Genomic DNA, 23,803 nt, shown 5'->3' with positions numbered 1-23,803 from the left:
CTCCTAGAGGAAATTTATCCATGCAGACACTCTTTTCCGAGCTGACCAGCTTTGCCCGCGAGGCGGGCGAGGCCGAGATCACCGGCGAAGTGCGCGCGATCACCGGCATTACGCTGACCGCCGTGGGGCTGGAGCGGGTGCTGGGCATCGGCGAGCGCTGTATCGTGCATGGCTCTGACGGGCCGGTCCATGCAGAGGTCGTGGGGCTGGGCACCCATGGCACCGAGTTGCTCCCTTTTGGGTCGTGGCGCGGGGTCGCGGCGGGTGACCGGGTCGAGGTCGCCGTTGGCCGCGATGTGATCCGCCCGGATGAAAGCTGGAAGGGGCGGGTGATCAGTGCCTCTGCCGCACCGCTCGACGGAAAAGGGCATCTGCCCGAGGGCAACCAACCGCGCCCGCTGCGCGCCGCCCCGCCGGGTGCGTTCGACCGCAAACGCATCGGCCCGAAACTGGCGACCCATGTGCGCGCGCTCGATGTCTTTACCCCGCTTTGCCAAGGCCAGCGCTTGGGCATTTTTGCGGGCTCTGGTGTGGGTAAATCGACGCTGATGGCCATGCTGGCACGCTATACGGAGTGTGACGTGGTGGTTATGGCGCTGGTTGGTGAACGGGGCCGTGAGGTGCAGGATTTTATCTCAACCGACCTCGGCCCAGAGGGGATGGAGAAGGCCGTTCTGGTTGTCGCCACCGGGGATGAGCCGCCGCTCACCCGCCGCCAAGCCGCTTGGACCGCCATGGCCGTGGCCGAACATTTCCGCGACCAAGGCCAGCATGTGTTGCTGCTGATGGACAGCGTCACCCGTTTTGCCATGGCGCAGCGCGAAATCGGCCTCGCCTCGCGCGAACCACCCACCGCCAAGGGCTATCCGCCGACGGTTTTCTCGGAGCTTCCGCAGATGTTGGAGCGTGCCGGGCCGGGGCCGGTGGGCAAGGGCGATATCACCGCGATCTTCACCGTTTTGGTGGATGGTGATGATATGAATGACCCCATCGCCGACGCCGTGCGCGGCATCACCGACGGGCATATCGTGTTGGATCGCAAAATTGCCGAAAAGGGGCGCTATCCGGCGATTGACCTGCTCGCATCGGTCTCGCGGACGTTGCCGGATTGCCACAGTGATGTGGAGTATACGCTGCTCACCGCAGCCCATAAGGCGCTGGCGGCCCATGCCGATATGGAAGAATTGATCCGCATCGGCGCCTACCGCAGCGGCAGCAATCCCGAACTGGACCGCGCGATTGCGTTCGCTGGGCCGTGCGAGACATTCCTTAGCCAGCGCAAGGCCGAGCACACCCCGCCGCAATCCTCATTTGCTGAGGTGGCAGGGATGCTCGACCGGGCCGGGATCAGCCCCGGTTAGGCCCGCCTATTGCAGGCGGCGCAGCAGCTCGACCGAAGGCTCGCCCGTCGCAGGCAGGCCCACGCTGGCCTGATAGGCGCTGATCGCTTTGCGGCTGTTTGGCCCGATCACCCCGTCGGTGCCATCGGTATCAAACCCCCGCGCGGTCAGCCGCTGTTGCAGCGCCATACGGTCGTCTTTGGTCAGCCCATTGGCATCGGGGGGGAAGCTGCCGCGCAGCGGCCCGCCCCCGGCGATGCGGTCGGCCAGATGGCCCACGCCAATCGCGTAGCTGTCGGAGTTGTTGTAGCGTTTCAGCGCCCGGAAGTTGCTGGTTACCACAAACTGCGGCCCACCTGCCTGCGGCTGGATCACCGATCCGGCACTGGCGGGGATACTTCCCAATTCGCCGCCCCATTTGACACCGCGCGTCCAGCCATTACGCGACAGATAGGCGGCGGTCGACGCCAGCGCATCGCTGGGGTCTTCCGACCAGATGTCGCGTCGCCCGTCGCCGGTGAAATCCACGGCAAAGGCTTGATAGGACGTGGGAATGAACTGTGTATGCCCCATCGCCCCTGCCCAAGACCCGGTAAGGCGGTCCGCGCTGATGTCGCCGTTTTGCAAGATTTTCAGCGCCGCGATCAGCTGCTTTTCAAAGAATGCGCCGCGCCGCCCGTCATAGGCCAATGTGGAAGTAGCTGAGACCACAGGCACATTGCCGCGCCGCTCGCCAAAGAAACTCTCAAGCCCCCAGACCGCCGCGACGATCTCGGCCGCCACGCCGTAACGGTTCTCAATCGCGCTCAGCGTGCTGCGGTGCCGTGCAAAAGCCGCGCGCCCTTTTGATACACGCTCGTCCGAGGCCGCAATGGCGAGGTAATCTTCCAAGCTGCGGCTGAATTCCGTTTGGTTACGGTCCCGTTTCACGACGCCGGGCAGGTAGCCCGCGCCGCGAAACCCTTGAGCCAAGGTGTTGGCGGAAATCCCTTGCGCCGAGGCACGGCCCTTAAACGCCGCGACCCAAGCATCATATCCCGCGTTGGCCACGGGCCGCAGATCGTCCGGCACCCCTGCCGCCGCTGCGGGGCCGAGCGCGCCGCCGCCGTTCGAGCAGGCCGATGTCAGCCCCAGTGCGGCGAGGCCGAATGCGAATGTTCTGCGTGAATGTCTCATGAAACCTGCCTGTCGCTGCATTGTTGCGTTTTGCGCAGCATATCGCAGGCAGGTCGCCCGACAAGGCAGGATCGCCACGATGGCAAGCCTTCGCCGAGGAAAACTTGGCCCCTTGGGCTTATTACCCGGGCTGGAACAACGGCACGGTCGACATCGACATCTTGGCCGAGCCGTCCTGCACCTGCTGGCTGTGGCTGATGTAGATCAGTGTGTTGTTCTCTTTGTCGAAAATACGCTTCACCCGCAGAGTTTTGAAGATGATCGAGCGGCGTTCGCTGAAGACATTCTCGCCTTCATCATCCATCTCGATATCACCCACTTCAATCGGGCCGGTCTGACGGCAAGAGATGGAGGAGTTCGACGGGTCTTCGAACCAGTTGCCCTTTTGCAGGCGGTCAATCAAACCGCGCTCGAAATAGGCCAGATGGCAGGTTACGCCCTTGACCTTGGGGTCGGCCACGGCTTCGACGATGATGTCGTTGCCCAGCCAGTCCACATCAACATTCCCCACCTGTTCGGCAGAGGCAGCAGTGGCGAAAAGGCAGGCGGAGAGGGCGGCGGCGCGCGCGAAAATCTTGTTCATGGCAGGCAAACGCGCGACGGGCCGGGCGGTTCCCTTGGGGGCTTCGAATTGTCGATTGTCTTTAGTGCCGCTCTGCCAAGGCGCAAACGGCTTCATGCTGGCTGAGAAACACCTCGCCGGTGAGGTCATCCAGAAAATGACTGCGCTTCAGCCGGTCCATCACCGGGCCTTTCACCTCGCTCAGATGCAGCCGGATATCGGCATCTCGTAGCCGTGTGTTGATCGCCTCAAGCGACTCAAGTGCCGAGAGGTCGATCTCATTCACCGCCGGGAACATCAGGACCACATCCGTCAGTTCGGGCTTCTCGGCAGCATAGCGCGCAAGTTGGTCCTCTAGGTAGCGCGCGTTGGGGAAGTAGAGGCTCTCATCCACCCGCAGCGACAGCACATGCGGTTGGGTCTCAACCTCATGGCGCAGCACATTGCGGAAATGTTCAGTGCCCGGCACGCGGCCCACCACGGCCATATGCGGGCGCGAGGTCTTATAAAGATGCACGAGGATCGAGGTGATGACCCCGGCGCTCACCCCCGCTTCGACACCGAAGATCAACGTCAGCAGGATCGTCACGCTCACGGCCGCAAAATCGGCGTGGCTAAAGGCCCAAGCGCGTTTGAGGATCGAGAAATCGACGAGGCTCAGCACCGCGACGATGATCGTGGCGGCGAGCGTCGCCTTGGGCAGGAAGAAAATCAGCGGCGTGAGAAACAGCGCGGCGAGCGCCAGCCCGACGGCGGTGAAGGCGCCCGCGGCGGGCGTCTCGGCCCCTGCGTCAAAGTTCACGACAGAGCGAGAGAAGCCCCCCGTCACCGGAAAGCCCCCGGTGAAGGCCGCCCCGAGGTTCGCACTGCCCAGACCGATGAGTTCTTGATCCGGATCGATGCGCTGGCGTTTCTTGGCGGCCAAGGTCTGCGCCACGCTGATGCTCTCTACAAAGCCGATGATCGAAATCAGCAGCGCGGGGATGAAAAGCTGGGACAGTAGGTCAGGCGAGAAGGAAGGCAGAGTGAGCGGCGGCAGACTTTGCGGCACCTCGCCCACGATGGCCACGCCCCGGCTGCCCAGATCAAAGGCCCAAACCGCCAGCGTGGTGCCAACAATCGCCAACACTGGCCCTGTCTTCGCTCCGATATCGGCCATGCGCGGCCCCAGCCCGATACGCAAAAGCAAGGGCTTCAACCCGCCCCGGACCCAGAACAGAAACGCCGTCGCGGTCACGCCCAGCAGAAGGGTGATCGGGTTCACCTCCCCCAGATGCGCCCAAAGGCTGGCGAGGATTTCGACCAGCGTATGGCCTTCGCCTTCGACCCCCAGAATATGGCGCAACTGGCTGGCGGCGATCAGAATGCCCGAGGCGGTGATGAACCCCGCGATCACAGGGTGAGACAGGAAATTCGCCAAAAACCCCAGCCGGAACAGCCCAAGCGCCAGCAGCATCGCGCCCGACAGAAACGCCAGCGTCAGCGCCGCTGTGACATAGCCCGCCGTGCCCGCCTCGGCGATATTGCCCACCGCCGCCGCCGTCATCAGCGACACCACGGCCACCGGCCCCACCGCCAGCGCCCGGCTGGTTCCGAAAATCGCATAAAGCACAATCGGCGCGATGGAGGCGTAGATACCCGCCTCAGGCGGCATGCCCGCAAGTAGGGCATAGGCCAGCGATTGCGGGATCAACATGATGGTGACGATCACCGCCGCCACCATATCCCCGGTGAACTGGCCATGGTCATAGCGCCGCCCCCAGTCGAGGATCGGCAGATATTGCGCAAGCGGCGGCAGGGTCATGTTGGGCTATCCGTCAAGGGGGAGGGGGGCCGCCCCGAAGGGCCGCCCGGTCTGGTTTAGTCGAAGCGGTTCGCCGGCAGTTTGAGGTAGTGATTGCCGTCATCCTCTGCCGGGGGCAGCCGCCCGCCACGCAGGTTGATCTGCAAGGCGGCAAGGATGCGGTTCGGCAGCGACAGGGTTGCATCTCGCTTCTGGCGGCGCTCGATGTAGTCCTCGCGCTTCGTGCCGTCCTTGACGTGGATGTTCTTGGCCTTGTGCTCATCCACCGTGGCTTCCCACGTCGGCTCCTTGCGGTCATCGGTGCCGTAGTCATGGCCGATGTAAAGCCGTGTGTCGCCGGGCAGGGCGAGGATGTCTTGGATCGAGTCCCAAAGCTCTGCCGTTTTGCCCCCCGGAAAATCCGACCGCGAGGTGCCTGCATCGGGCTGCATCAATGTGTCATGCACGAAAGCTGCATCGCCGCAGACGTAAGTGATCGACCCCAGCGTGTGACCGGGCGACAGCATCACTTTGGCGTCCAATTCACCGATCTTAAACGTCTCGCCTTCTTCAAACAGATGATCAAAATCGCGGTCGGGGTCAAAAGCCTCTGGCAGATTATAAAGATCGGCCCAAATCTTGGCGATCTCAGGCACCAGTGCACCGATGGCATTGGGCGCGCCGGTCCGTTCTTTCAGATGGGCGGAGGCCATGACGTGGTCGGCATGGGGATGCGTATCAAGCACCCATTCCACACTCAGACCGTGCTCTTTCACAAGGCCCAAGACCTGATCCATGCTCTCGGTCGTGAACTTGTAGTTCTTCGGGTCAAAGTTCCAGACCACGTCGATCAGCGCGGCCTTCTTGGTCGCCGGATCGGCGCAGATGTATTGGATCGAGCCTGTGTCGGGCTCATAAATGCCCCAGACATCGGGGCTGCCCGCACCGGTTGAGGGGGAATGACGCACAATGGGGGAGTTAAGAGGGTCGCTCATCAGGCAGTTCCTTCCTTAGTTTTCGGAGTCAAATCAGGGGTGTGGCGGGCGATCCACATGCCGCCCAGCATGAAGGGGACAAAGATCAACGTGCCACTGGCCGCCAGGGGCAGGGCGGTCAACGCAGGGCCGGGGCAAAAGCCGCCCAAGCCCCAGCCGATGCCAAAGATCGCAGCACCGGTCAGCAGCTTCGGCTCAAGATCATTGCGGGTGGGGACGCGGAATGTGCTGTCGAAATAGGGGGTCTGCCGGCTGCGGAACAGCAATGCAAAGCCCGGTGCGGTCACGGCGATGGCACCGCCCATGACAAAGGCGAGGCTGGGATCCCAAGTGCCAAAGACGTCAAGAAAGTTGAGCACCTTGGCGGGGTCCGCCATGCCAGAGACGATAAGGCCGATGCCAAAGACAAGGCCGGAGAGTAGGGCGAAAAGCTGTTTCATATTACGCTCCCAACACATGCCGCATGACGAACACGGTCACGAATGCCGTTGCCATGAAGGTCACAGTGGCCACAATCGACCGCGCCGAACCACGGCTGATCCCGCAGACCCCATGGCCCGAGGTGCAGCCATTGCCATAGGTCGCGCCAAAGCCGACGAGTAGCCCGGCCAGAGCCATCAAAAGCGGGTTCGAGGGCACCCATTGTTGCGGCCAGCCGCCCGAGACGATCAGCCAAAGCGGTGCTGCCAACAAAAGCCCCAGCACGAAGAAGAACGAAACGCCGCGCGCTTCGCCGTCACTACCGCGCGCAAATAGCCGTGAGGTCAGCCCGCTGATGCCCGCGATGCGCCCGTTCGTCGCCATCAGCAGCACCGCCGAGGACCCGATCAACGCGCCGCCGCCCAGCGACAGCCAAGGTGTGAATTCGGTTTCCATCTCTCAACTCCTTACGCGCCCGCCTTGGCGGCTGGCTTGTCTTAGACTGTTATTCAGTATATATTACTCACTCCTAATATTCAATGATGCTAATATGAAAAACTCGGACGATTTCTTGGACGGTGACATTGCCGGAGCGGCTGCCCTGATGACGATGCTTGCATCAGAGGCGCGGCTGCAGATCCTGTGCCGTCTGCTGGGCGGAGAGCGTTCGGTTGGGGATTTGGCGCGGGCCTGCGGGTTGTCGCAATCCACCATGTCACAGCAGCTCAAAAAGCTGAAAGAAGCGGGGCTTGTAGACAGTCGCCGCGCGGGGCAGACGATCTTTTACCGGGTGAAAGGGCAGGAGGCCGTGGCCGTTCTGGAAACGCTGCACGGCCTCTACTGCGCGCAAAAATAAACGCCCGGCAAAACCGGACGCCTCTTTCATGCTTTGCTATCCGCGTAGGATTTGACCAACTGGCCGATCTTCTCTTCGGTCAGGTCAATGCCGCGTGATTTGCCTTCTTGCAGAGCCGTGTCACCGTCCCATCCCTTGTCTGCGGCAAGTGCCATCAGCGTCATCGCCCCGGCCCGTTTGCCCGAGGCGCAGTGCAGGAACACCGGCTGCGGCAGGTCATCCAATGACTTGCGGAATTCGTCCACCGTATCGGGGCCAAGCGTATCGGGCGTGACCGGATGGTGCAGGTAGTTCAGCCCCAGCTTCTCGGCCACCAGCCGCTCTTCATCGGGGTAAAGGCCGCCTTTCTCATCCGAAGCACGGAAGTTCACCACCGTTTTCATTCCGGCCGAGGCCGCCTGTTCCAGCGCTTTGGCGTCCGGCGTGAACAAGGCCACGTTATGCGTGGGATCGATGGTCGCGATCTTCTGGCTGTTGTCGGTCATTCTAATCTCCTTCTCTGCGCGTGCGATATTGCCGCGCGCGATGGTTTCAGCAGCCCAACACCAGATCGACGCAACTGTTCCCTGCGCAGAAGGCGGGCAGCGAGGGATTGCCTTATCCGAGTATTAAAGTCAGGATTGTCACCGCTGACCGATTTTGCTAGGCAGCACAAAGAAATTCCGCTTGGCGTGACAGCTGCTTTGACGATTCTGCCCCCCGTGGCAGGCGCCCCAGCAGCGCGCCGTGATCAAAGATAAACCCATCGGGAGCCACCCCATGCCGCATTTTCGTTCCGCGTTCCTCGCGGCCCTGTCCCTGACCTTTGGCCAAGGCGCCGCCGCCGAGACGCCTGCCGCCGCAGCGGCGACTGCGGCCCCCTCGCTCAAGATCGAGTTGAACGCCGCCGACACGACTGAGGCCAATTGCAAGCTGACCTTTCTCATCACGAACGACCTCTCTGCGCCCTTGGACAAGGCCGTCTATGAAACCGTGCTGTTCGACCGCGAAGGCACCGTGAACCGGCTGACCCTTTTCGACTTTGGTCAACTGCCCATAGGCCGCCCGCGCGTGCGCCAATTCGTGGTGCCGCAGACCACCTGCGAAAACCTTGGCCGTATCCTGTTTAACGGTGCGCAAAGCTGCGAAGGCGCGGGGATCGCGGCGGGCACCTGTGAAAACGCGCTGGCCCCGGCAACCCGGACCGAGATCGAGGTGCTGGGCTGATGGAGCAACTTGACGCGCTGCTGACCCCCCTGCGGGGCTTCGCCGAAACCGGTGGCCCGGTGGTGGTAATCCTGTTGGCCGTGGCGGTGCTGACCCTCGCCGTCGCACTTTATAAAACATGGCAGTTCCGCGCCGCCGCCGTGGGCCGCCACCGGGCGCTGTCCGAAGCGGTCAATGCATGGGAACGGGGCGATGCCGCCGCTGCGCGCTCTGCGCTGGGCCGGTCAAAAAGCTACCTCGCCCCGGTGATCGAACTGGCCATGTCTGCCCCCGACGCAGGTGCATCGCGGTTGCAGGCTGAGGCCGAATTGCGCTTTGCCAAGCTGGAGCGCGGCTTTCGTCTGCTCGATTCCGTGGCGCAGCTTGCCCCGCTCTTGGGCCTCTTCGGCACGGTTCTGGGCATGATCGAAGCCTTCCGCGCCTTGCAAGACGCAGGGTCGCAGGTTGATCCTTCGATCCTCGCGGGTGGCATCTGGGTGGCGCTTCTGACCACCGCCGTGGGCCTCGTCGTTGCCATGCCGACCGCGCTGGTGCTCAGCTGGCTGGAACAGCGGATGGAGACCGAGCGCGTCATCGCCGACAAGGCGATCCTTACCGTGCTGCACCCCGGCCAGAACGCGGCCCCCGCCGCCACACCTGCCGCGACCCAATTTGCCGCCGCCGCGCCCCGGCCAGCCCATGGCTAGGCCACGTCGGCGGCGCAACCGCCTCTCCATGACCTCTCTGATCGATGTGATCTTTCTGCTGTTGTTGTTTTTCATGCTGACCTCGACCTTCTCCAAGTTTGCCGAGATCGAATTGGCCGCAGCGACATCCGGGGCAGGGGCCGAGACGGGGGCGAAACCGTTCTTTTTGCAACTGACCAACGAGGGGCTGCGCCTCAATGGCGATGCGCTGGCGCTTGAGGGGCTGACCGCCAGCCCCTTGGCCGAGGCCAAGAAGGGCACGCCGCTTCTGGTCTCGCTCGGGGCCGAGGTCGAGGCGCAGGCGCTGGCCGATCTGCTCATCGCGCTGCGCGCCCTGCCGGGGCTCAGCGTCTCGGTTCTGGAGGGCTGACCATGCGTCCTATCGCCAAGGCCAAACCGCAACGCGAACCGACCATCGCGCTGATCAACATCGTCTTTCTGATGCTGGTCTTCTTTATGGTCGCGGGCACCCTGTCGCAGCCGCTGGATTCCGATCTGAACCTCGTGGAAACCCGCGAGCTTGAGGGCCGCGCGCCGCCCAATGCGCTGGTGGTCCATGCCGATGGCCGCATGACATTCGCAGGCCAAGACCGCGCCAGCGTGGCTGAATTCATCGACGCGCTGCCCGAAGAAGAACGCGATACCGTGCGGCTGCTGCCTGACCGCGCGCTGCCCGCCCGCCGCCTTGTCGAACTGACCCGCGAGCTGCGCGGGGCCGGGGCCGCGCGCGTCATGCTTGTCACCGAAAGGGCGCTGCAATGATCCCCCGGTCTAGTCTTGTCAAAACACTCTCTATCGGTGTCGCAGCCAGCCTTGTGGTGGGCGTGTCGCAGCTGGCGCAAATTGACGACAGCGCCAAGATCGCGGGCGGCGGTGCGCCCGCCGCGGCTCAGCTTGGCACCCGGTTTGAGGATATGGCCGTCGGCACCTTGGATGCCGAACCGGTGGAAGAGATCATGCCGACCCCCGAGCCCGAACCCTTGGAGACCGCAGAGGCGCCGCCGCCGACCCCCATGCCAACGGTTACGCCCACGCCAGCCGCCGAGCCAGTGCAAGCGGTGAAGGCAGAGCCCATGCCCGTGGCCCCACCTCCCGCCACTGCGGCGCAGGCACCCGTCTTGCCCGCCCTGACCCCAGTCGAAACCCCGCCCGAGACCGCCAGCGCTACGCCGACCATCACAGCCGTGGCCCCGGTGCCCCCGGTCGAAACCCTCACCGCCGAGGCCGAGGATGACGCACCACGCCTGTCGCAGCGCCCGCAGCGCCGCGACCCCGAACGCGCCGCCGAGGCCGCCAAGAAGGCCAAGCCCAAGCCGCAGCCGAAACCCAAGCCAAAGCAAACCGCGCGCGGCAATGCGAAGCGCGACAACACCAAGGGCGCGCAGACCGCCAGCCGGGCGGGCAACGCCGCGCAATCGGGCACCCGCCAGCGGGCTGCCGCGCCTGCGGGCAACGCGGCGGCCAGCAACTACCCCGGCCAAGTGATGAGCCGCATCGCCCGCGTCGGCAAACCGCGTGTCCGCTCACGCGGGACCGCCGTGATCGCCTTTTCCATTGGCGGGGGCGGGCAGTTGGCTGGCGTCCGGGTGGCGCGCAGTTCCGGGTCGGCGGCGCTGGACCAAGCGGCGCTTGGCATCATCCGACAGGCCGCACCCTTCCCGCGCCCGCCCGCCGGGGCGCAGCGCAATTTTTCGATCCAGATCAAAGGCCGATGAACGGGCCGAGGGCTCAGCCCTCCGCAATCACCCCATCGATGGCCTTGCTCAGCATCTCGACCGTCATCTCGATTTCTTCGGGCGGAGAGGTAAAGGCCGGGGCCAGCAGAACGTGATCCCCCGCCGTGCCATCCGCACAGCCCTGCGCGGGGTAGCAGATCATCCCGGCCTCCATCGCCGCCCGCTGAATCTTGCCCGCAAGGTTGCGGCTCACATCGAAGGGCGTCTTGCTGTCGCGCTCGGCCACCAGTTCGATGGACCAAAACAACCCGCGCCCGCGGATGTCACCGACATGCGCATGCTGGCCGAACCGCTCGCGCAACGCGGCTTCCAACTGCTGCCCCCGCGCGCGCACCGCGCTCAGCAAATCGCGGCTCTCGACCTCTTGCAGCACCGCCAGCGCGCCCGCCGTGGCCACCGCGTGCGACATATAGGTATGCCCGTTCCACAGATTGCCGCTGCCCGCCATGATCGCGTCGATCACGCTTTGGCGGGCCATCACCGCCGCGATGGGCTGGTAGCCCGCGCCAAGCCCCTTGGCCATGGTGGTGATATCGGCACAGATGCCTTCCTGCTCCAACGCAAAAAGGCTCCCGGTCCGGCCCATACCGCACATCACTTCGTCGGCGATGAGCAGCACGCCGTGGCGGTCACAAATCTCACGCACCCGCTTGAAGTACCCCACAGGCGCGGGTTGGGAGCCGAGCGATGCGCCGACCACAGGCTCGGCCACGAAGGCCGCGACTGTCTCCGGCCCCAGTTCAACGATCCGCGTCTCGAACTGATCTGCCAAACGCTGCGCGAAATCCGCCTCGCTTTCGCCCTCGCGTTGCAGGCGGTAGGCATAGGCCGCGTCGATATGTTCGACATCCATCAGCATCGGCGCAAAGGGCGCGCGGCGTCCGGCATGGCCGCCCACCGCCAGCGCGCCAAGCGTGTTGCCGTGATAGCTGGGCTTGCGTGCGATGATCTTCGCGCGCGCTTTGTCGCCCCGCTCCAGATGATACTGCCGCGCGAGCTTCAGCGCCGCTTCCATCGCCTCGGACCCGCTGCCCAGATACATCACCCGCCCTTCGCCAGTGCCCTCAGGCGCGCGGGCGATCAAATGGTCGGCCAGCGCCTCGGCGGGCGGGTTGGTGAAGAGGCCGGTATGCGCAAAGGCGAGCTGGTCCATCTGCGCGGCGACAGCGGCGCGCACAGCCGCGTTGTCATGTCCAAGGCTCGACACCGCAGCGCCGCCGCAGGCGTCGAGATAGCGCTTCCCCTTGTCATCAATAAGAAAATTTCCCTCTCCGCGCACGATCACAGGTTGCGTGGCGCGCAGGTTACGGTGCAATACATGGCTCATCGTAGAATCCGATCCTTGGGGTCGACCCAATTTACCGCTTCGCTTGCTGACTGCCACATTAATCAGCACACCGCGCGTATTCGGAAAAGCTTGGGCTGACCTAGGGTCAGGAGAAGCTTGACAGGTAAAATATTTTATCAAACGGTAAAATACCTAACCAACGGGGGATACAATATGACACAACGCAATCTCACACGCCGCTTCCTATTGAGCACGGCGGCCATGCTGGCCGGGGCCAGCCTTGTGCCACAGGGCGCGCTGGCTGCCGAGCCGCTTAAAGTGGCTGGCGTCTATACCGTGCCGGTCGAACAGCAATGGGTCAGCCGCATCCACAAAGCTGCCGAAGCCGCACAGTCGCGCGGCGATATCGAATATACCTTCACCGAAAACGTCTCCAACACCGACTACGCCCGCGTGCTGCGCGAATATGCCGAGGCCGGGAACCAGTTGATCGTCGGCGAAGTCTTTGGTGCCGAAGCCGAGGCCCGCGAGGTTGCTGCCGATTACCCCGATGTGGCCTTCCTCATGGGCTCCAGCTTCAAGCAAGACGAGGCGCTGCCCAATTTCGCGGTCTTCGACAACTACATCCAAGATGCGGCGTATCTGTCGGGCATCATCGCCGGTGCCATGACCGAGAGTGGCAACATCGGTATGGTCGGCGGCTTCCCCATCCCTGAGGTCAACCGCCTGATGCACGCCTTCATGGCGGGTGCCGCGGAAATGAACCCCGACATCAAGTTCCAAGTGAGCTTCATCGGCTCTTGGTTCGATCCGCCCAAAGCCAAGGAGACCGCATTCGCCATGGTGGAGCAGGGGGCCGACGTGCTTTATGCCGAGCGGTTCGGCGTGTCGGACGCGGCGCAGGAGAAGGGCGTTCTGGCCATCGGCAACGTGATCGACACGCAAGCCGAATACCCCGAGACGGTCGTCGCCTCCGCCCTATGGCATTTCGAGCCGACACTGGATGCCGCCATCGCTGCCGTCAAAGCGGGCGACTTCAAAGCCGACGACTACGGTCGCTATTCCTTCATGTCCGAGGGCGGCTCTTCGCTCGCCCCTCTGGGCACCTTCGAGGGCAAGGTCCCGCAAGAGGCGATGGACATGGTGAAAGAGCGCGAGAAGGCGATCCGCGACGGGTCCTTCACCGTCGAGATCAACGACGAAGAGCCGAAGTCCAACTAAATGACCGATCAACATCCCGAGGCGCAGGTGGTCCTGCGCCTCGAAGGCATTACCAAGCGATTTGGCAAGCTCACCGCCAATGACGCGATCAGCTTTGATCTGCGGCAGGGCGAAGTCATTGCCCTGCTAGGCGAAAACGGCGCGGGCAAGACCACGCTGATGAACATCCTGTTCGGCCATTACACCCCCGATGAGGGCTTTGTAGAAGTCTTTGGCGAGCGCCTCCCCGCCGGTAACCCCCGCGCAGCGCTGGCCGCCGGCGTCGGCATGGTGCACCAGCATTTCACGCTCGCGGACAACATGAGCGTGCTGGAAAATATCGTGCTCGGCACCCGCTCGATCTGGCGCCCCGGTTTTGGCCGTGCGCAGGCGCGGCAGCGGATTGTCACGCTGATGGAGGACTACGGGCTGCGGGTGGACCCCGATGCTCAGGTCGGCAGCCTGAGCGTGGGCGAGCGGCAGCGGGTCGAGATCCTCAAAGCCCTTTACCGCGAAGCGCGCATTCTGATTTTGGACGAGCCCACCGCCGTTCTCACCCCGCAAGAGACCGACGATCTTTTTGCCACCATGCGCAAAGCCGTGGCGCTTGGCCTCTCGGTGATCTTCATCTCGCATAAACTGCATGAGGTCATGGCGATCTCGTCCCGTGTCGTGGTGCTGCGCCATGGCAAGCTGGTGGCCGAGGCCAAAACAGCCGAGACTGACCGCGCGCGGATGGCGCAAATGATGGTGGGCTCCGAGGTCGCCGCTCCGGTCGTGCGGCGTGCCGATCCGGGAGCCGCGCTGGTCACGCTGGCAGGCGTCTCTTCGCCTGACATCGGCTCTGCTCCGGGGCTGAAAAACGTCGATCTTGATCTGCGTGCGGGGCAAATCACTGGGCTGGCCGGGGTCTCCGGCAACGGCCAAACCGCGCTGGCCGACCTAATCGGCGGGCTGATCTGCCCCACCTCCGGTGCGTTTCACGTGAAAGGCGACGCGCCGCGCGGTTGGTCGCCCCATGCCGCCATCAGCGCAGGCATCGCCCGCATCCCCGAAGACCGCCACAAGACCGGCACTATCGCCGATTTCGACCTCACCGAAAACGCGGTGCTTGAGCTTTACTCGCGCCCCGGTTTCTCCCGCCACGGCTGGATGAACTGGCGCGCTGCCCGTGATTTCGCCACTAAGATCATCCAAGGCTACGACGTGCGCTGCCCCGGTCCGGAAACCCCCATCCGGCTGCTCTCGGGCGGGAATATGCAAAAGCTGATTTTGGGCCGCGTGCTGGAGACCGCACCTTCGGTGGTGCTGGCCAACCAGCCCGTGCGCGGCCTCGACATCGGGGCGCTGACCTACGTGCATGAACAACTGCTCGCCGCCCGCGACCGGGGGGCGGCGGTGCTGCTGATCTCCGAAGACCTCGACGAGGTGACAGCACTGTCGGACGTGATCCACGTGATCTCCGAAGGCCGCCTCTCGCCCCCCTTCGCCCGCGGCGCACTGACGCCTGCCGAGCTTGGCGTCTGGATGGCCGGCGACGGATTTGAGGAGGCCCCTCATGCGGCTTGAACCCATAGCCAACCCCACATGGACCCGCTCGCTCGGCCTGCCCGCGCTGGCGCTTGTCGCTACGGTGGTCGTTGCCTCTCTGCTCGCAATGGTCGCTGGCGCGCAGCCCTTTTCGGTGTTGGGCCTGATCGTCAAAGGTGCCTTTGGCTCTAAATTCGCCACGCTAGAAACTCTCAACCGCGCCACGCCGCTGATCTTTACCGGTCTGGCTGTCGCCGTCGCCTTCCGCGCGAAACTGTGGAACATCGGGGCCGAAGCGCAGCTTTACATGGGCGCGGTGGTTACCGTGGTGCTGGGCACCGGTGCGCTGGCCTGGCCCAGCTTTGCTTTGCTGCCGACCATCGCGCTCGCCGCCATGTTGGCGGGCGCCGTGGTGCTGCTGGTGCCGACATTCCTCAAGACCCGCTTTGGCGTCGATGAAGTTGTCACCACGCTGCTTCTAAATTTCGTCGTCCTGCTCTGGGTGTCCATGCTGCTCGAAGGGTCATTGAAAGACCCGATGGGCCTCGGCTGGCCCAAATCCGCGCGGCTGATTGGAGAGGCGCGACTGCCGCGCATCGCCGAGGGGCTGCGGCTGCACTGGGGCTTCGGCCTCGCGCTGATCTCGGCCTTCGTCGTCTGGGTGATCCAGCGCCGCAGCACGCTGGGCTACGAGATGCGCGCTGTGGGGCTGAACCCTGCGGCGGCGCGGTTCGCGGGCATTCCGGTCAATGCCACGCTGATCAAGACGGCGCTGCTCTCGGGCGGCCTTGCTGCGTTGGCGGGCTTTTCCGAGGTGGCGGGGCTGAAGGGCAACCTCACCTTGGATATCTCGCCCGGCTTTGGCTACACCGGCATTATCGTCGCCATGCTGGCGCTGCTGAACCCGCTTGGCGTGGTGGTCGCCGCGCTCTTCGTCGCGGGTATTTTCGTCGGCGCCGACAGCATGAGCCGCGCGGCGGGCGTGCCGACCTACCTTGCCGATATCATGCTGGCGCTGGCGCTTCTGGCAATGGTGCTGGCGATCATGCTGACCAAATTCCGGGTGAGGCGCGACTGATGGATATTCTCGACATTCTCCTTCAGGCGAGCTTTTGGACCGCCGCGATCCGCATCGCCTCGCCGTTGATCTTCGCCGCTTTGGGCGAGCTGATCTGCGAGCGGGCAGGGGTGCTGAACCTCGGCATCGAAGGCATCATGGTCGTCGGCGCTTTCGCCGGTTGGCTCACCGTCTATCTCGGCGGCGGCCTGTGGTTTGGCGTCGCGGTGGCGATGCTCTCGGGCATGGCCTTTGGCTTGGTGCACGGCGTGCTCACGGTGCCCTTCGGCCTCAGCCAGCATGTCGTCGGCCTTGGCATCACGCTGCTGGCGACCTCGCTCACCTACTACTGCTACCGTCTGGCGCTGCCCGAGGTCACCTCGCCGCCGAAGATCGAAGCCTTCCAACCACTTGAAATCCCGATCCTCTCCGACATCCCCGTGATCGGCCCCGCGCTGTGTAACCAAACGCCGCTGACCTATCTCGCGTTTGTGCTGGTCGTCGCCGTCACGTTGGTCCTTTACCGCACGCCCATGGGCCTTGCCCTGCGCGCAGCGGGCGAGAATCCGGCAGCGGTCGAGGCACAGGGGCTCAGCGTTTCCGCCATCCGCATCGGCGCAGTGATGGTCGGCAGCGGGTTTATGGCCGTGGGCGGGGCGTTTCTGACCATGTCGGCGTTCAACTCCTTCTTCTTCGAGATGGTCAACGGGCGCGGCTGGATCTGCATCGCGCTGGTGGTCTTTGGCTCGTGGAAACCGGGCAAGACGCTCTTGGGCGCGGTGCTGTTTGCGGCTTTCGACGCACTGCAAATCCGGGTGCAACAGACACCACTTGGCGCGGATATTCCCTATCAGATATTCCTCATGGCACCTTATATCCTGTCGATCCTCGCGCTTGTCGTCATGTCACGCCGGGCGCAGGTGCCAGCGGCGCTGATGGTGCCGTTCAACAAGGGGGAGCGCTGAGTTGGCGCTTCCCATCACGCCCTTCGCCGGGCCAAATCAATCACACGAGTAACCCCATGTTCGACCTCATCATCAAAGGCGGCACACTCCCCGATGGCTGCGCCACCGACATCGGCATCAAGGCCGACAAAATCACCGCCATCGAAGACCTCTCTACCGCTGAAGCGCGCGAGACAATCGATGCCAGCGGCGACCTCGTCAGCCCGCCCTTCGTCGACCCGCATTTCCACATGGACGCCACGCTCAGCTACGGCACCCCGCGCATCAACGCTTCGGGCACGCTTCTGGAGGGCATCGGCCTCTGGGGCGAACTCAAAGAGGTCATGACCCAAGACGAGGTCAAAGCCCGCGCGCTGGAATACTGCGACTGGGCCGCCTCGCTCGGCCTGCTAGCCATCCGCAGCCACGTCGACACCTGCGACGACCGCCTCTTGGGCGTCGAAGCCCTGCTCGACGTCCGCGAGGCCGTGAAAGACTACATCGACCTGCAACTCGTCGCCTTCCCCCAAGACGGTCTCTACCGCGACCCCACGGCGCATGAGAACACGATCCGCGCGCTCGACATGGGCGTCGACGTGGTCGGCGGCATCCCGCATTTCGAGCGCACCATGGCCGATGGCGCACGTTCCGTCACAGCACTCTGCGAACTCGCCGCCGAACGCGGCCTCATGGTCGACCTGCATTGTGATGAGACTGACGACCCCCATTCGCGTCACATCGAAACCTTCGCCTATGAAACGCAGCGCCTCGGTCTGCAGGGCAGGGTGGCCGGGTCGCACCTCACCTCGATGCATTCGATGGACAACTACTATGTCTCGAAACTGCTGCCCCTGATGGCCGAAGCTGAGGTCGCCGCGATCCCCAACCCGCTGATCAACATCACCCTGCAAGGCCGTCACGACACCTACCCGAAACGGCGCGGCCTGACCCGAGTGAAAGAGATGCAGGCGATGGGCATCAACGTTGGCTGGGGACAGGACTGCGTCATGGACCCGTGGTATTCCATGGGCACGGGCGACATGCTCGACGTGGCCTTCATGGGGCTCCATGTGGCGCAGATGACTTCGCCGGAAGAAATGCACCGCTGCTTCGACATGGTGACGAATGTGAACGCGCGGATTATGGGCTTGCAGGATTATGGCCTCCAGGTCGGCGCGACCGCCTCCTTGGTGGTGCTTGATGCGGGCAACCCGATTGAGGCGCTGCGCCTGCGGCCTGACCGTCTGTGCGTGGTGGCCAAGGGGCGGGTGATCTCACGCCAGTCGCGCAATGACGCCCGGCTCAGCCTGCCGGGGCGGCCAGAGAGCGTGCGCCGCCGCCACAGCGCACATTCTTAACACCCCGCTCTAGCTGCCTTTTGATCGGCCCCTCTCACCGGGGGCCGATTTCACATCTAAGGCCGATTGAACTCCGCTGCACCCAATGCTATGTTAGCGCTAACCGCGCCAATCCGCCCGAAACCGGGCCACCGGAGGACTCACCATGACCACAAAAATCGCGATCAACGGCTTTGGCCGCATCGGACGTTGCGTGCTGCGCGCGCTGATCGAGAACGGCTTTGACGGGATCGAAGTCGTTGCCATCAACGATCTGACCGATGCCGAAAACCTGCTGCACCTGCTGAAATACGACTCCGTCCATGGCCGCCTGACCGCGGGCGCGGAATTGAAAGACGGCAGCCTGCATGTTGCAGGCCAGACCATCCGCATGACGGCGGAACGTGACCCGGCGAAACTGCCTTGGGGCGATGTCGATGTCGCCTATGAGTGCACCGGGTTCTTCACCACGCGCGATGTGGCGGCGAAGCATCTGGAGAATGGCAGTAAGCGGGTACTGATCTCGGCCCCCGGCAAGGGTGTGGACCGCACCGTGGTCTACGGTGTGAACCATCAGGAGCTGACTGCCGAAGACGTGATCGTCTCCAACGCCTCCTGCACCACCAATTGCCTCGCCCCGGTCGCCAAGGTGCTCGACGACACATTTGGGATCGAGACTGGCTATATGACCACGATCCACGCCTATACCGGCGACCAGCCGACCCATGACAGCCCGCACCGCGACCCGTATCGTGGCCGCGCCGCTGCCCTGTCGATGGTGCCCACATCAACCGGTGCTGCAGCTGCAATTTCCGAAGTGATTCCGCATCTCAAAGGGGTTCTTGAAGGCTCTGCCGTGCGGGTGCCGACGGCCAATGTCTCGCTCGTGGACCTGTGCATCATGCCTAAGAAACCCGCCACGGCGGAGGCGGTGAACGCGGCGATGCAAGAGGCGGCCAATGGCGCGCTGAAGGGCGTCTTGGCCTATGAGCCCGCGCCGCTGGTGTCGGCTGATTTCAACCACGATCCGCATTCTTCTTCCCTTGCGCCCGAGCAGACGCGGGTGACCGATGGCGGCATGATCCGTGTGGTCAGCTGGTATGACAATGAATGGGGTTTCTCGAACCGCATGAACGACACCGCGCGTGCCATTGCCGCGTTGATCTAAGCTATAGCTGGCGCGGGGGGCAGCCCTCGCGCCCATGCTCTACAGCGACGCCGCCGCGCGGCTCGCTTGGTCATATTGCCCCGACATCGCCCGAAGCTGAGCCGCAATCTTTCGCAGTTCCTCGCCCGAGATATCGGTGCGCGGCAAGCCATCCAGAAAACACGCCTGACGGATCGCGCGATAGGCCTCACACAGCTCGGCCCCGGCAGGGGAGGTGCGATAGAACACCTCCTTACCGCGTTTCTCGGCACTCAGCAGTTCCGCTTTCACCAGCTTGCGCAGGGCGTAGTTCACCGTATGGGTGTCTTCGATGTTGAGCAGAAAACAGATATCCGTCAGCCGCTTCTCCCGGCCCCGGTGATTGGCGTTGTGCAGCACGAGAATTTCCAGCGGCGTCAGATCGCCGTTCCCCGCCGCCGCCATGCAGCGCGACATCCAACGGGTGAAGGCGTTATAGGCGATGATCATCCCGTATTCGAGTTCGGAGGCTTCCCAGCCGTCGCCCTCGGCCAAATGCCGCGAAGAGACGATGCGGCGGGACGGGGTGGGGGGTATTTCTTCCGACATGGGCTGCCTCCGGCTATTTGACCTGCATAACGTTACCAAGACGCTGGCGATTTACAAGCGTTCGGGGTGTCTCTGTTCGTCTGGGCGCATGAAGATCAATTTGCAACAGATTGAAATGCCACATTCATGCCATCTTCCGCGAGAGCAGAGGCTTTGCTAGGCTGGCGTTAATAATAAAAGCGAGGCAGGCAGAGCAGTAATGAAAACGGGCTTTCGAGGCACGTTTGTCATCAGCTGGTCGCAAACAGAAATCGACGGTCTGGAGGCCGCGCCGGTGCAGTCGCTCGAACTGGGCTCTGCCTGGGCGTGGCGCGGGGACACTCTCCGTGTGGATGGGCCGAACGATGTGTTGCGGCTGGATATGGCGGACGGGGCAGAGCAGCTGCGCAAGCGCGCGGCCCGCAAGGTGCAGCGCCTGATCGGCGCGGCGCTGGAAGAGGGGGGCGTGATGCCGCTCAAAGCTTTGCGTAGAGACCATACCGCGCCACTGCTCGACAATAGTTTTATGGTCACCAACGGCGCGCGGACCTACACGGTTACGTTGATCGACGCTGGCCAAGGTCGCACGCCGTTGTTGATGTTTGTCGATGAATTGCCGCCGCGTGACTGTGAACTTTGGGTGATGCACAGCACGCTCAAGCCGCAGCGCGATAGGCACCCAGAAACCGACAACGGCGGTGTCATCTGCTTTACCCCCGGCACCCGCATCCGCACCCCCATGGGCAGCGCCTTGATCGAAGATCTGCGCGAGGGTGATCTGATCCAGACCAAGGACAACGGCCCGCAACGGTTGGAGTGGATCGGCAGCCGCCGGATGAGCGGCGCGCGTCTGCACGCCATGCCGCATCTGCGCCCCGTGCGGTTCCGCTCCGGCGCTTTGGGGATCGCGCAGCCCGACGCCCCGCTGCTGGTCTCGCCCGACCACCGGATCGTGCTGCAAGGCCCGCAGGCCCGTGATCTGTTCAATTGTGACGAGGTGCTGGTCGCGGCCAAAGACCTGATTAACGGGCGCAGCGTGGCCAGCGATATGTCCCTGCGCGAGGTGACCTATATCCATGTGCTGCTGGCCGAGCATCAGGTGATGTGGGCCAATGGGGTCGAAACCGAGAGCTTTCATCCCGCCGCCGCTCCGCTTACCAGTCTTGGCGCGCAGGATCGGGCGCGCCTGCTGGCGGCGCAGCCGCTGTTGGAGGCTGACCCGCACAGCTACGGCGGGTTCGCGCGGCGCAATCTTAGCACGTCAGAGGCGGCGATCTTGCGGCATGTCGCATAAGGGCCGGGCGCGGACGCCCAACCTACGTGAGAGCTTTAGCTTTCGGCGTCTTCTTTAATCAGCGCTGCGATAATCGCCCGCGCGCTCTCAGAGTCCCATTCCGCATCGCCCTGCAACCGGGCGATCTCGCGCCCTTCGCGGTCCAAAATCACGCTGATCGGCAGGCCGAAAACGCCCATTTGGCTGGCGAGCTTTTGTTTCGGGTCTTGGTGGCGGGGCAGGCTGTCGACGCCAGCTTCCTCAAAGAAACGCTTGATCCCTTCCTCTGAATTGCGCCCCGTGGCGATGGTCAGCACCTGAAAATCATCGCCGCCGAATTCCTTTTGCAGCGCGTTCAGCTGCGGCATTTCCTTGCGACAGGGCGCGCACCATGTGGCCCAGAAATTCACCAACACGATCTTGCCTTCGTAATCCGCCAGCGACATCGCTTCGCCATCGTCCTCACGCTCAAAGGTCACGTCAGAAGCCGCCTGCGGCGCATCGTGGATCACGAGTTTCTTCATGTCCCCTTCGCGCAGCCCCGCGATGTCAGCCGTTCCGGCAAGGGCGGGGTTTGCACCTGCGACAAGCAGCGTATAAACGAAGCCAAGCACGAGATTTTTCATACGTCCCTCCAAGGGTATTCAACATGACCGACACGACCTCGAACAAAATGTGGGGTGGCCGTTTCGCCGCCGGACCGGACGCGATCATGGAGGCGATCAACGCCTCGATCGGGTTCGACAAACGGATGGCCGCACAAGACATCAGTGGGTCGCGTGCCCATGCCGCCATGCTGGCAGCCAAGGGCATCCTGACTGATAGCGATGCTGACGCGATACGGGAAGGGCTTCTCACGATCTTGTCAGAGATCGAAGAGGGCCGGTTCGAGTTCTCAGCAGCCCTTGAAGACATCCACATGAACGTCGAGGCGCGGTTGAAAGTCCTTATCGGTGAGCCCGCAGGCCGCTTGCACACGGGCCGCAGCCGGAACGACCAAGTCGCCACCGATTTCAAACTTTGGGTGCGCGACCAGTTGGACGCCGCCGACGAGGGGCTGCAAGCGCTGATCCGCGCGCTTTTGTCTCAGGCAGAGGCCGGGGCCGATTGGGTCATGCCCGGTTTCACCCACCTGCAAACCGCGCAGCCTGTGACTTGGGGCCATCACATGATGGCCTATGTTGAGATGTTTGGCCGTGATCTCTCGCGCTTCCGCGATGCGCGCAAACGGATGAACGAATGCCCACTGGGAGCCGCAGCCCTCGCTGGCACCTCTTTCCCAATCGACCGCGAGATGACAGCCGAAGCACTCGGCTTTGACCGCCCCGCCGCCAACAGCCTTGATGCCGTCAGCGACCGCGACTTCGCGCTGGAATTCATGGGCGCGGCCAGCATCTGCGCGATGCACCTGTCGCGCTTTGCCGAAGAACTGGTGATCTGGTCCTCGGCACAGTTCCGTTTCGTGGCGCTGTCGGACCGCTTCTCGACCGGCTCCTCGATCATGCCGCAAAAGAAAAACCCCGACGCCGCCGAGCTGATCCGCGCAAAGGTGGGCCGCATCTTCGGGGCGAACACCGCGCTGATGATGGTGATGAAGGGGCTGCCGCTGGCCTATTCCAAGGACATGCAGGAAGACAAAGAACAGGTCTTTGACGCCGCCGACAACCTGATGCTGGCGCTCGCCGCGATGACCGGCATGGTGGGCGACATGACCGCTGAGCGTGAGAACCTCGCCGCCGCCGCGGGCTCGGGCTTCTCCACCGCCACCGATCTGGCCGATTGGCTGGTGCGGGTGCCGAACCTGCCGTTCCGCGATGCGCATCACGTGACCGGCACGCTGGTCGCCATGGCCGAGGCGCAGGGCTGCGATCTGCCTGACCTCACGCTTGAGCAGATGCAATCGGTCCATGCCGAGATCACTAAGGACGTTTTCGATGTGCTCGGCGTCGATAACTCGGTAAACTCGCGCATGTCCTATGGCGGCACCGCCCCTGCGCAGGTGCGTACCCAAGTCGAGCGCTGGAAGGAAATCCTGAAGTGAAACGCGCCCTCGCGACCCTTGCTTTGCTCAGCCTTGCCGCCTGTGGCGCGGATGGCGAACCTGTGAAACCGACAGCCAGCAGCACGATCACCATGTCGTCTTCGGGCGTGTCGGTCGGCACCGCTGTCGGGCTGCGCCGCGGGCCGTTTTCGCTGGCGCTTGGGGTCGGGTCGTGAGGCCGCTTTTGCAGATCACGCTGGTGGCTGGGACACTTAGCTTGGCCGCCTGCACCCCGCCGCAGCCATCCGCGCGGCGGGACGCGTCGCCGCCAGCCGAGCCGGGGATCAGCCTGTCGGGCTATGCCACCGTCGGCGTGGCGAAGACATTCTGATGTCGCCCCTGCGCATGCTCTACCTCGCCCTTGCGGTCTGGGGCACTCTGCATCCGATGTATTACTTCATCACTTGGTTCAACGCCGAAGGCTGGAGCCTCAGCGCCATGGTCAACGCCTGGCACGCCAATGCCGCCGCCAGCGGGCTGGTCTGGGATTTGACCATCGCTGCCGTCACATTAACCATCTGGATCATCGCCGAAGTCGCGGTGCGCCGGAATTTCAGCGCGCTGATTGCCATTCCCGCCACGTTCTGTATTGGGGTGAGCTGTGGCCTGCCGCTCTATCTGTTTCTGCGGACAGCGCCGATCAAATAGGGCCGAGACGA

General features: G+C 63.6%; 28 protein-coding genes. 18 read left to right on the top strand and 10 right to left on the bottom strand.

Going from position 1 to position 23,803, the window contains the following annotated elements:
• Positions 1 to 20: 20 nt before the first annotated feature.
• Positions 21 to 1,361 carry a FliI/YscN family ATPase gene (locus J3456_RS05900; RefSeq protein WP_259982288.1) on the top strand — a complete coding sequence of 447 codons (1,341 nt, stop codon included), beginning with the start codon at positions 21 to 23 and terminating at the stop codon, positions 1,359 to 1,361.
• A gap of 6 nt (positions 1,362 to 1,367) precedes the next feature.
• On the opposite strand, the gene J3456_RS05895 is transcribed toward J3456_RS05900, so the two are convergent.
• The 6 genes from J3456_RS05895 to J3456_RS05870 all read right to left on the bottom strand — a co-directional run bounded on the left by J3456_RS05895 (position 1,368) and on the right by J3456_RS05870 (position 6,732).
• Entirely contained in the window at positions 1,368 to 2,516 is a 1,149-nt protein-coding gene (locus J3456_RS05895; protein ID WP_349579321.1) for a lytic murein transglycosylase, read from the bottom strand.
• 121 nt (positions 2,517 to 2,637) lie between these two features.
• Positions 2,638 to 3,099, bottom strand: coding sequence for a CreA family protein (locus tag J3456_RS05890; protein ID WP_349579320.1), 462 nt, complete (start codon positions 3,097 to 3,099; stop codon positions 2,638 to 2,640).
• A gap of 61 nt (positions 3,100 to 3,160) precedes the next feature.
• A complete protein-coding gene (locus J3456_RS05885) occupies positions 3,161 to 4,882 on the bottom strand; it encodes a SulP family inorganic anion transporter (RefSeq protein WP_349579319.1) in 1,722 nt (573 codons plus the stop codon).
• Positions 4,883 to 4,938: 56 nt separating this feature from the next.
• Positions 4,939 to 5,856, bottom strand: coding sequence for an MBL fold metallo-hydrolase (locus tag J3456_RS05880; RefSeq protein ID WP_349579318.1), 918 nt, complete (start codon positions 5,854 to 5,856; stop codon positions 4,939 to 4,941).
• Positions 5,856 to 6,296, bottom strand: coding sequence for a DUF6691 family protein (locus J3456_RS05875; protein ID WP_349579317.1), 441 nt, complete (start codon positions 6,294 to 6,296; stop codon positions 5,856 to 5,858). Before J3456_RS05875 ends, J3456_RS05880 begins: the two co-directional genes overlap by 1 nt.
• 1 nt (position 6,297) lies before the next feature.
• The gene (locus J3456_RS05870; protein WP_259947992.1) at positions 6,298 to 6,732 is read right to left on the bottom strand and encodes a YeeE/YedE family protein; all 435 of its coding nucleotides are present in this window, start codon (positions 6,730 to 6,732) and stop codon (positions 6,298 to 6,300) included.
• A gap of 94 nt (positions 6,733 to 6,826) precedes the next feature.
• On the opposite strand from J3456_RS05870, the gene J3456_RS05865 reads away from it, so the two are divergent.
• Complete coding sequence (locus J3456_RS05865; protein WP_349579316.1) at positions 6,827 to 7,132, top strand: ArsR/SmtB family transcription factor; 306 nt, start codon at positions 6,827 to 6,829, stop codon at positions 7,130 to 7,132.
• Positions 7,133 to 7,158: 26 nt separating this feature from the next.
• Here J3456_RS05865 and J3456_RS05860 read toward each other — a convergent pair whose 3' ends face one another.
• A complete protein-coding gene (locus J3456_RS05860) occupies positions 7,159 to 7,617 on the bottom strand; it encodes a protein tyrosine phosphatase family protein (RefSeq protein ID WP_349579315.1) in 459 nt (152 codons plus the stop codon).
• Between the two features lie 274 nt (positions 7,618 to 7,891).
• On the opposite strand from J3456_RS05860, the gene J3456_RS05855 reads away from it, so the two are divergent.
• From J3456_RS05855 to tolA, 5 genes are read left to right on the top strand one after another with little or no spacing between them, the layout of a single operon-like run.
• The gene (locus J3456_RS05855; protein WP_349579314.1) at positions 7,892 to 8,338 is read left to right on the top strand and encodes a hypothetical protein; all 447 of its coding nucleotides are present in this window, start codon (positions 7,892 to 7,894) and stop codon (positions 8,336 to 8,338) included.
• A complete protein-coding gene (locus J3456_RS05850; RefSeq protein WP_349579313.1) occupies positions 8,338 to 9,024 on the top strand; it encodes a MotA/TolQ/ExbB proton channel family protein in 687 nt (228 codons plus the stop codon). Before J3456_RS05855 ends, J3456_RS05850 begins: the two co-directional genes overlap by 1 nt.
• The gene (locus J3456_RS05845) at positions 9,017 to 9,394 is read left to right on the top strand and encodes a biopolymer transporter ExbD (RefSeq protein WP_349579312.1); all 378 of its coding nucleotides are present in this window, start codon (positions 9,017 to 9,019) and stop codon (positions 9,392 to 9,394) included. Before J3456_RS05850 ends, J3456_RS05845 begins: the two co-directional genes overlap by 8 nt.
• A gap of 2 nt (positions 9,395 to 9,396) precedes the next feature.
• The gene (locus J3456_RS05840; RefSeq protein WP_067939000.1) at positions 9,397 to 9,786 is read left to right on the top strand and encodes an ExbD/TolR family protein; all 390 of its coding nucleotides are present in this window, start codon (positions 9,397 to 9,399) and stop codon (positions 9,784 to 9,786) included.
• The gene (gene tolA, locus J3456_RS05835; protein WP_349579311.1) at positions 9,783 to 10,739 is read left to right on the top strand and encodes a cell envelope integrity protein TolA; all 957 of its coding nucleotides are present in this window, start codon (positions 9,783 to 9,785) and stop codon (positions 10,737 to 10,739) included. Before J3456_RS05840 ends, tolA begins: the two co-directional genes overlap by 4 nt.
• A 13-nt stretch (positions 10,740 to 10,752) precedes the next feature.
• Here the strand turns inward: tolA and J3456_RS05830 are convergent, their stop codons facing one another.
• Complete coding sequence (locus J3456_RS05830; protein WP_349579310.1) at positions 10,753 to 12,087, bottom strand: aspartate aminotransferase family protein; 1,335 nt, start codon at positions 12,085 to 12,087, stop codon at positions 10,753 to 10,755.
• 174 nt (positions 12,088 to 12,261) lie between these two features.
• Between J3456_RS05830 and J3456_RS05825 the strand changes: the two genes are divergently transcribed.
• The 6 genes from J3456_RS05825 to gap all read left to right on the top strand — a co-directional run bounded on the left by J3456_RS05825 (position 12,262) and on the right by gap (position 19,284).
• Complete coding sequence (locus J3456_RS05825) at positions 12,262 to 13,269, top strand: BMP family protein (RefSeq protein WP_349579309.1); 1,008 nt, start codon at positions 12,262 to 12,264, stop codon at positions 13,267 to 13,269.
• On the top strand, positions 13,270 to 14,817 hold the full coding sequence (locus tag J3456_RS05820) for an ABC transporter ATP-binding protein (protein ID WP_349579308.1): 1,548 nt from the start codon (positions 13,270 to 13,272) through the stop codon (positions 14,815 to 14,817).
• On the top strand, positions 14,807 to 15,856 hold the full coding sequence (locus tag J3456_RS05815) for an ABC transporter permease (protein ID WP_349579307.1): 1,050 nt from the start codon (positions 14,807 to 14,809) through the stop codon (positions 15,854 to 15,856). The genes J3456_RS05820 and J3456_RS05815 overlap by 11 nt, the downstream gene beginning before the upstream one ends.
• Complete coding sequence (locus J3456_RS05810; RefSeq protein WP_349579306.1) at positions 15,856 to 16,800, top strand: ABC transporter permease; 945 nt, start codon at positions 15,856 to 15,858, stop codon at positions 16,798 to 16,800. Before J3456_RS05815 ends, J3456_RS05810 begins: the two co-directional genes overlap by 1 nt.
• Before the next feature lie 56 nt (positions 16,801 to 16,856).
• Entirely contained in the window at positions 16,857 to 18,137 is a 1,281-nt protein-coding gene (locus J3456_RS05805) for an amidohydrolase family protein (RefSeq protein ID WP_349579305.1), read from the top strand.
• Positions 18,138 to 18,282: 145 nt separating this feature from the next.
• Entirely contained in the window at positions 18,283 to 19,284 is a 1,002-nt protein-coding gene (gene gap, locus J3456_RS05800; protein WP_349579304.1) for a type I glyceraldehyde-3-phosphate dehydrogenase, read from the top strand.
• A 39-nt stretch (positions 19,285 to 19,323) separates the two neighbouring features.
• Here the strand turns inward: gap and J3456_RS05795 are convergent, their stop codons facing one another.
• Positions 19,324 to 19,851 carry a winged helix DNA-binding protein gene (locus J3456_RS05795; protein WP_322344143.1) on the bottom strand — a complete coding sequence of 176 codons (528 nt, stop codon included), beginning with the start codon at positions 19,849 to 19,851 and terminating at the stop codon, positions 19,324 to 19,326.
• A 199-nt stretch (positions 19,852 to 20,050) separates the two neighbouring features.
• Here J3456_RS05795 and J3456_RS05790 point away from each other — a divergent pair, with 199 nt between their 5' ends.
• Positions 20,051 to 21,124 carry a Hint domain-containing protein gene (locus J3456_RS05790; RefSeq protein ID WP_349579303.1) on the top strand — a complete coding sequence of 358 codons (1,074 nt, stop codon included), beginning with the start codon at positions 20,051 to 20,053 and terminating at the stop codon, positions 21,122 to 21,124.
• Positions 21,125 to 21,159: 35 nt separating this feature from the next.
• Here J3456_RS05790 and J3456_RS05785 read toward each other — a convergent pair whose 3' ends face one another.
• Positions 21,160 to 21,729: a TlpA family protein disulfide reductase gene (locus J3456_RS05785; protein ID WP_349579302.1), complete on the bottom strand. Its 570-nt coding sequence runs from the start codon at positions 21,727 to 21,729 to the stop codon at positions 21,160 to 21,162.
• Positions 21,730 to 21,752: 23 nt separating this feature from the next.
• On the opposite strand from J3456_RS05785, the gene argH reads away from it, so the two are divergent.
• From argH to J3456_RS05765, 4 genes are read left to right on the top strand one after another with little or no spacing between them, the layout of a single operon-like run.
• On the top strand, positions 21,753 to 23,144 hold the full coding sequence (gene argH / locus J3456_RS05780) for an argininosuccinate lyase (RefSeq protein WP_349579301.1): 1,392 nt from the start codon (positions 21,753 to 21,755) through the stop codon (positions 23,142 to 23,144).
• Positions 23,141 to 23,320 (top strand): hypothetical protein, encoded by a 180-nt coding sequence (locus tag J3456_RS05775; protein WP_067628460.1) that lies wholly within the window; start codon positions 23,141 to 23,143, stop codon positions 23,318 to 23,320. The genes argH and J3456_RS05775 overlap by 4 nt, the downstream gene beginning before the upstream one ends.
• On the top strand, positions 23,317 to 23,475 hold the full coding sequence (locus J3456_RS05770; RefSeq protein ID WP_349579300.1) for a hypothetical protein: 159 nt from the start codon (positions 23,317 to 23,319) through the stop codon (positions 23,473 to 23,475). The genes J3456_RS05775 and J3456_RS05770 overlap by 4 nt, the downstream gene beginning before the upstream one ends.
• Entirely contained in the window at positions 23,475 to 23,792 is a 318-nt protein-coding gene (locus tag J3456_RS05765) for a DUF2834 domain-containing protein (protein ID WP_349579299.1), read from the top strand. The genes J3456_RS05770 and J3456_RS05765 overlap by 1 nt, the downstream gene beginning before the upstream one ends.
• Positions 23,793 to 23,803: the final 11 nt, after the last annotated feature.

The sequence above is a fragment of the Sulfitobacter sp. NFXS29 genome (assembly GCF_040148765.1).
Taxonomy (GTDB): domain Bacteria; phylum Pseudomonadota; class Alphaproteobacteria; order Rhodobacterales; family Rhodobacteraceae; genus Sulfitobacter.
This window is presented reverse-complemented; position numbering and strand designations above follow the sequence as displayed.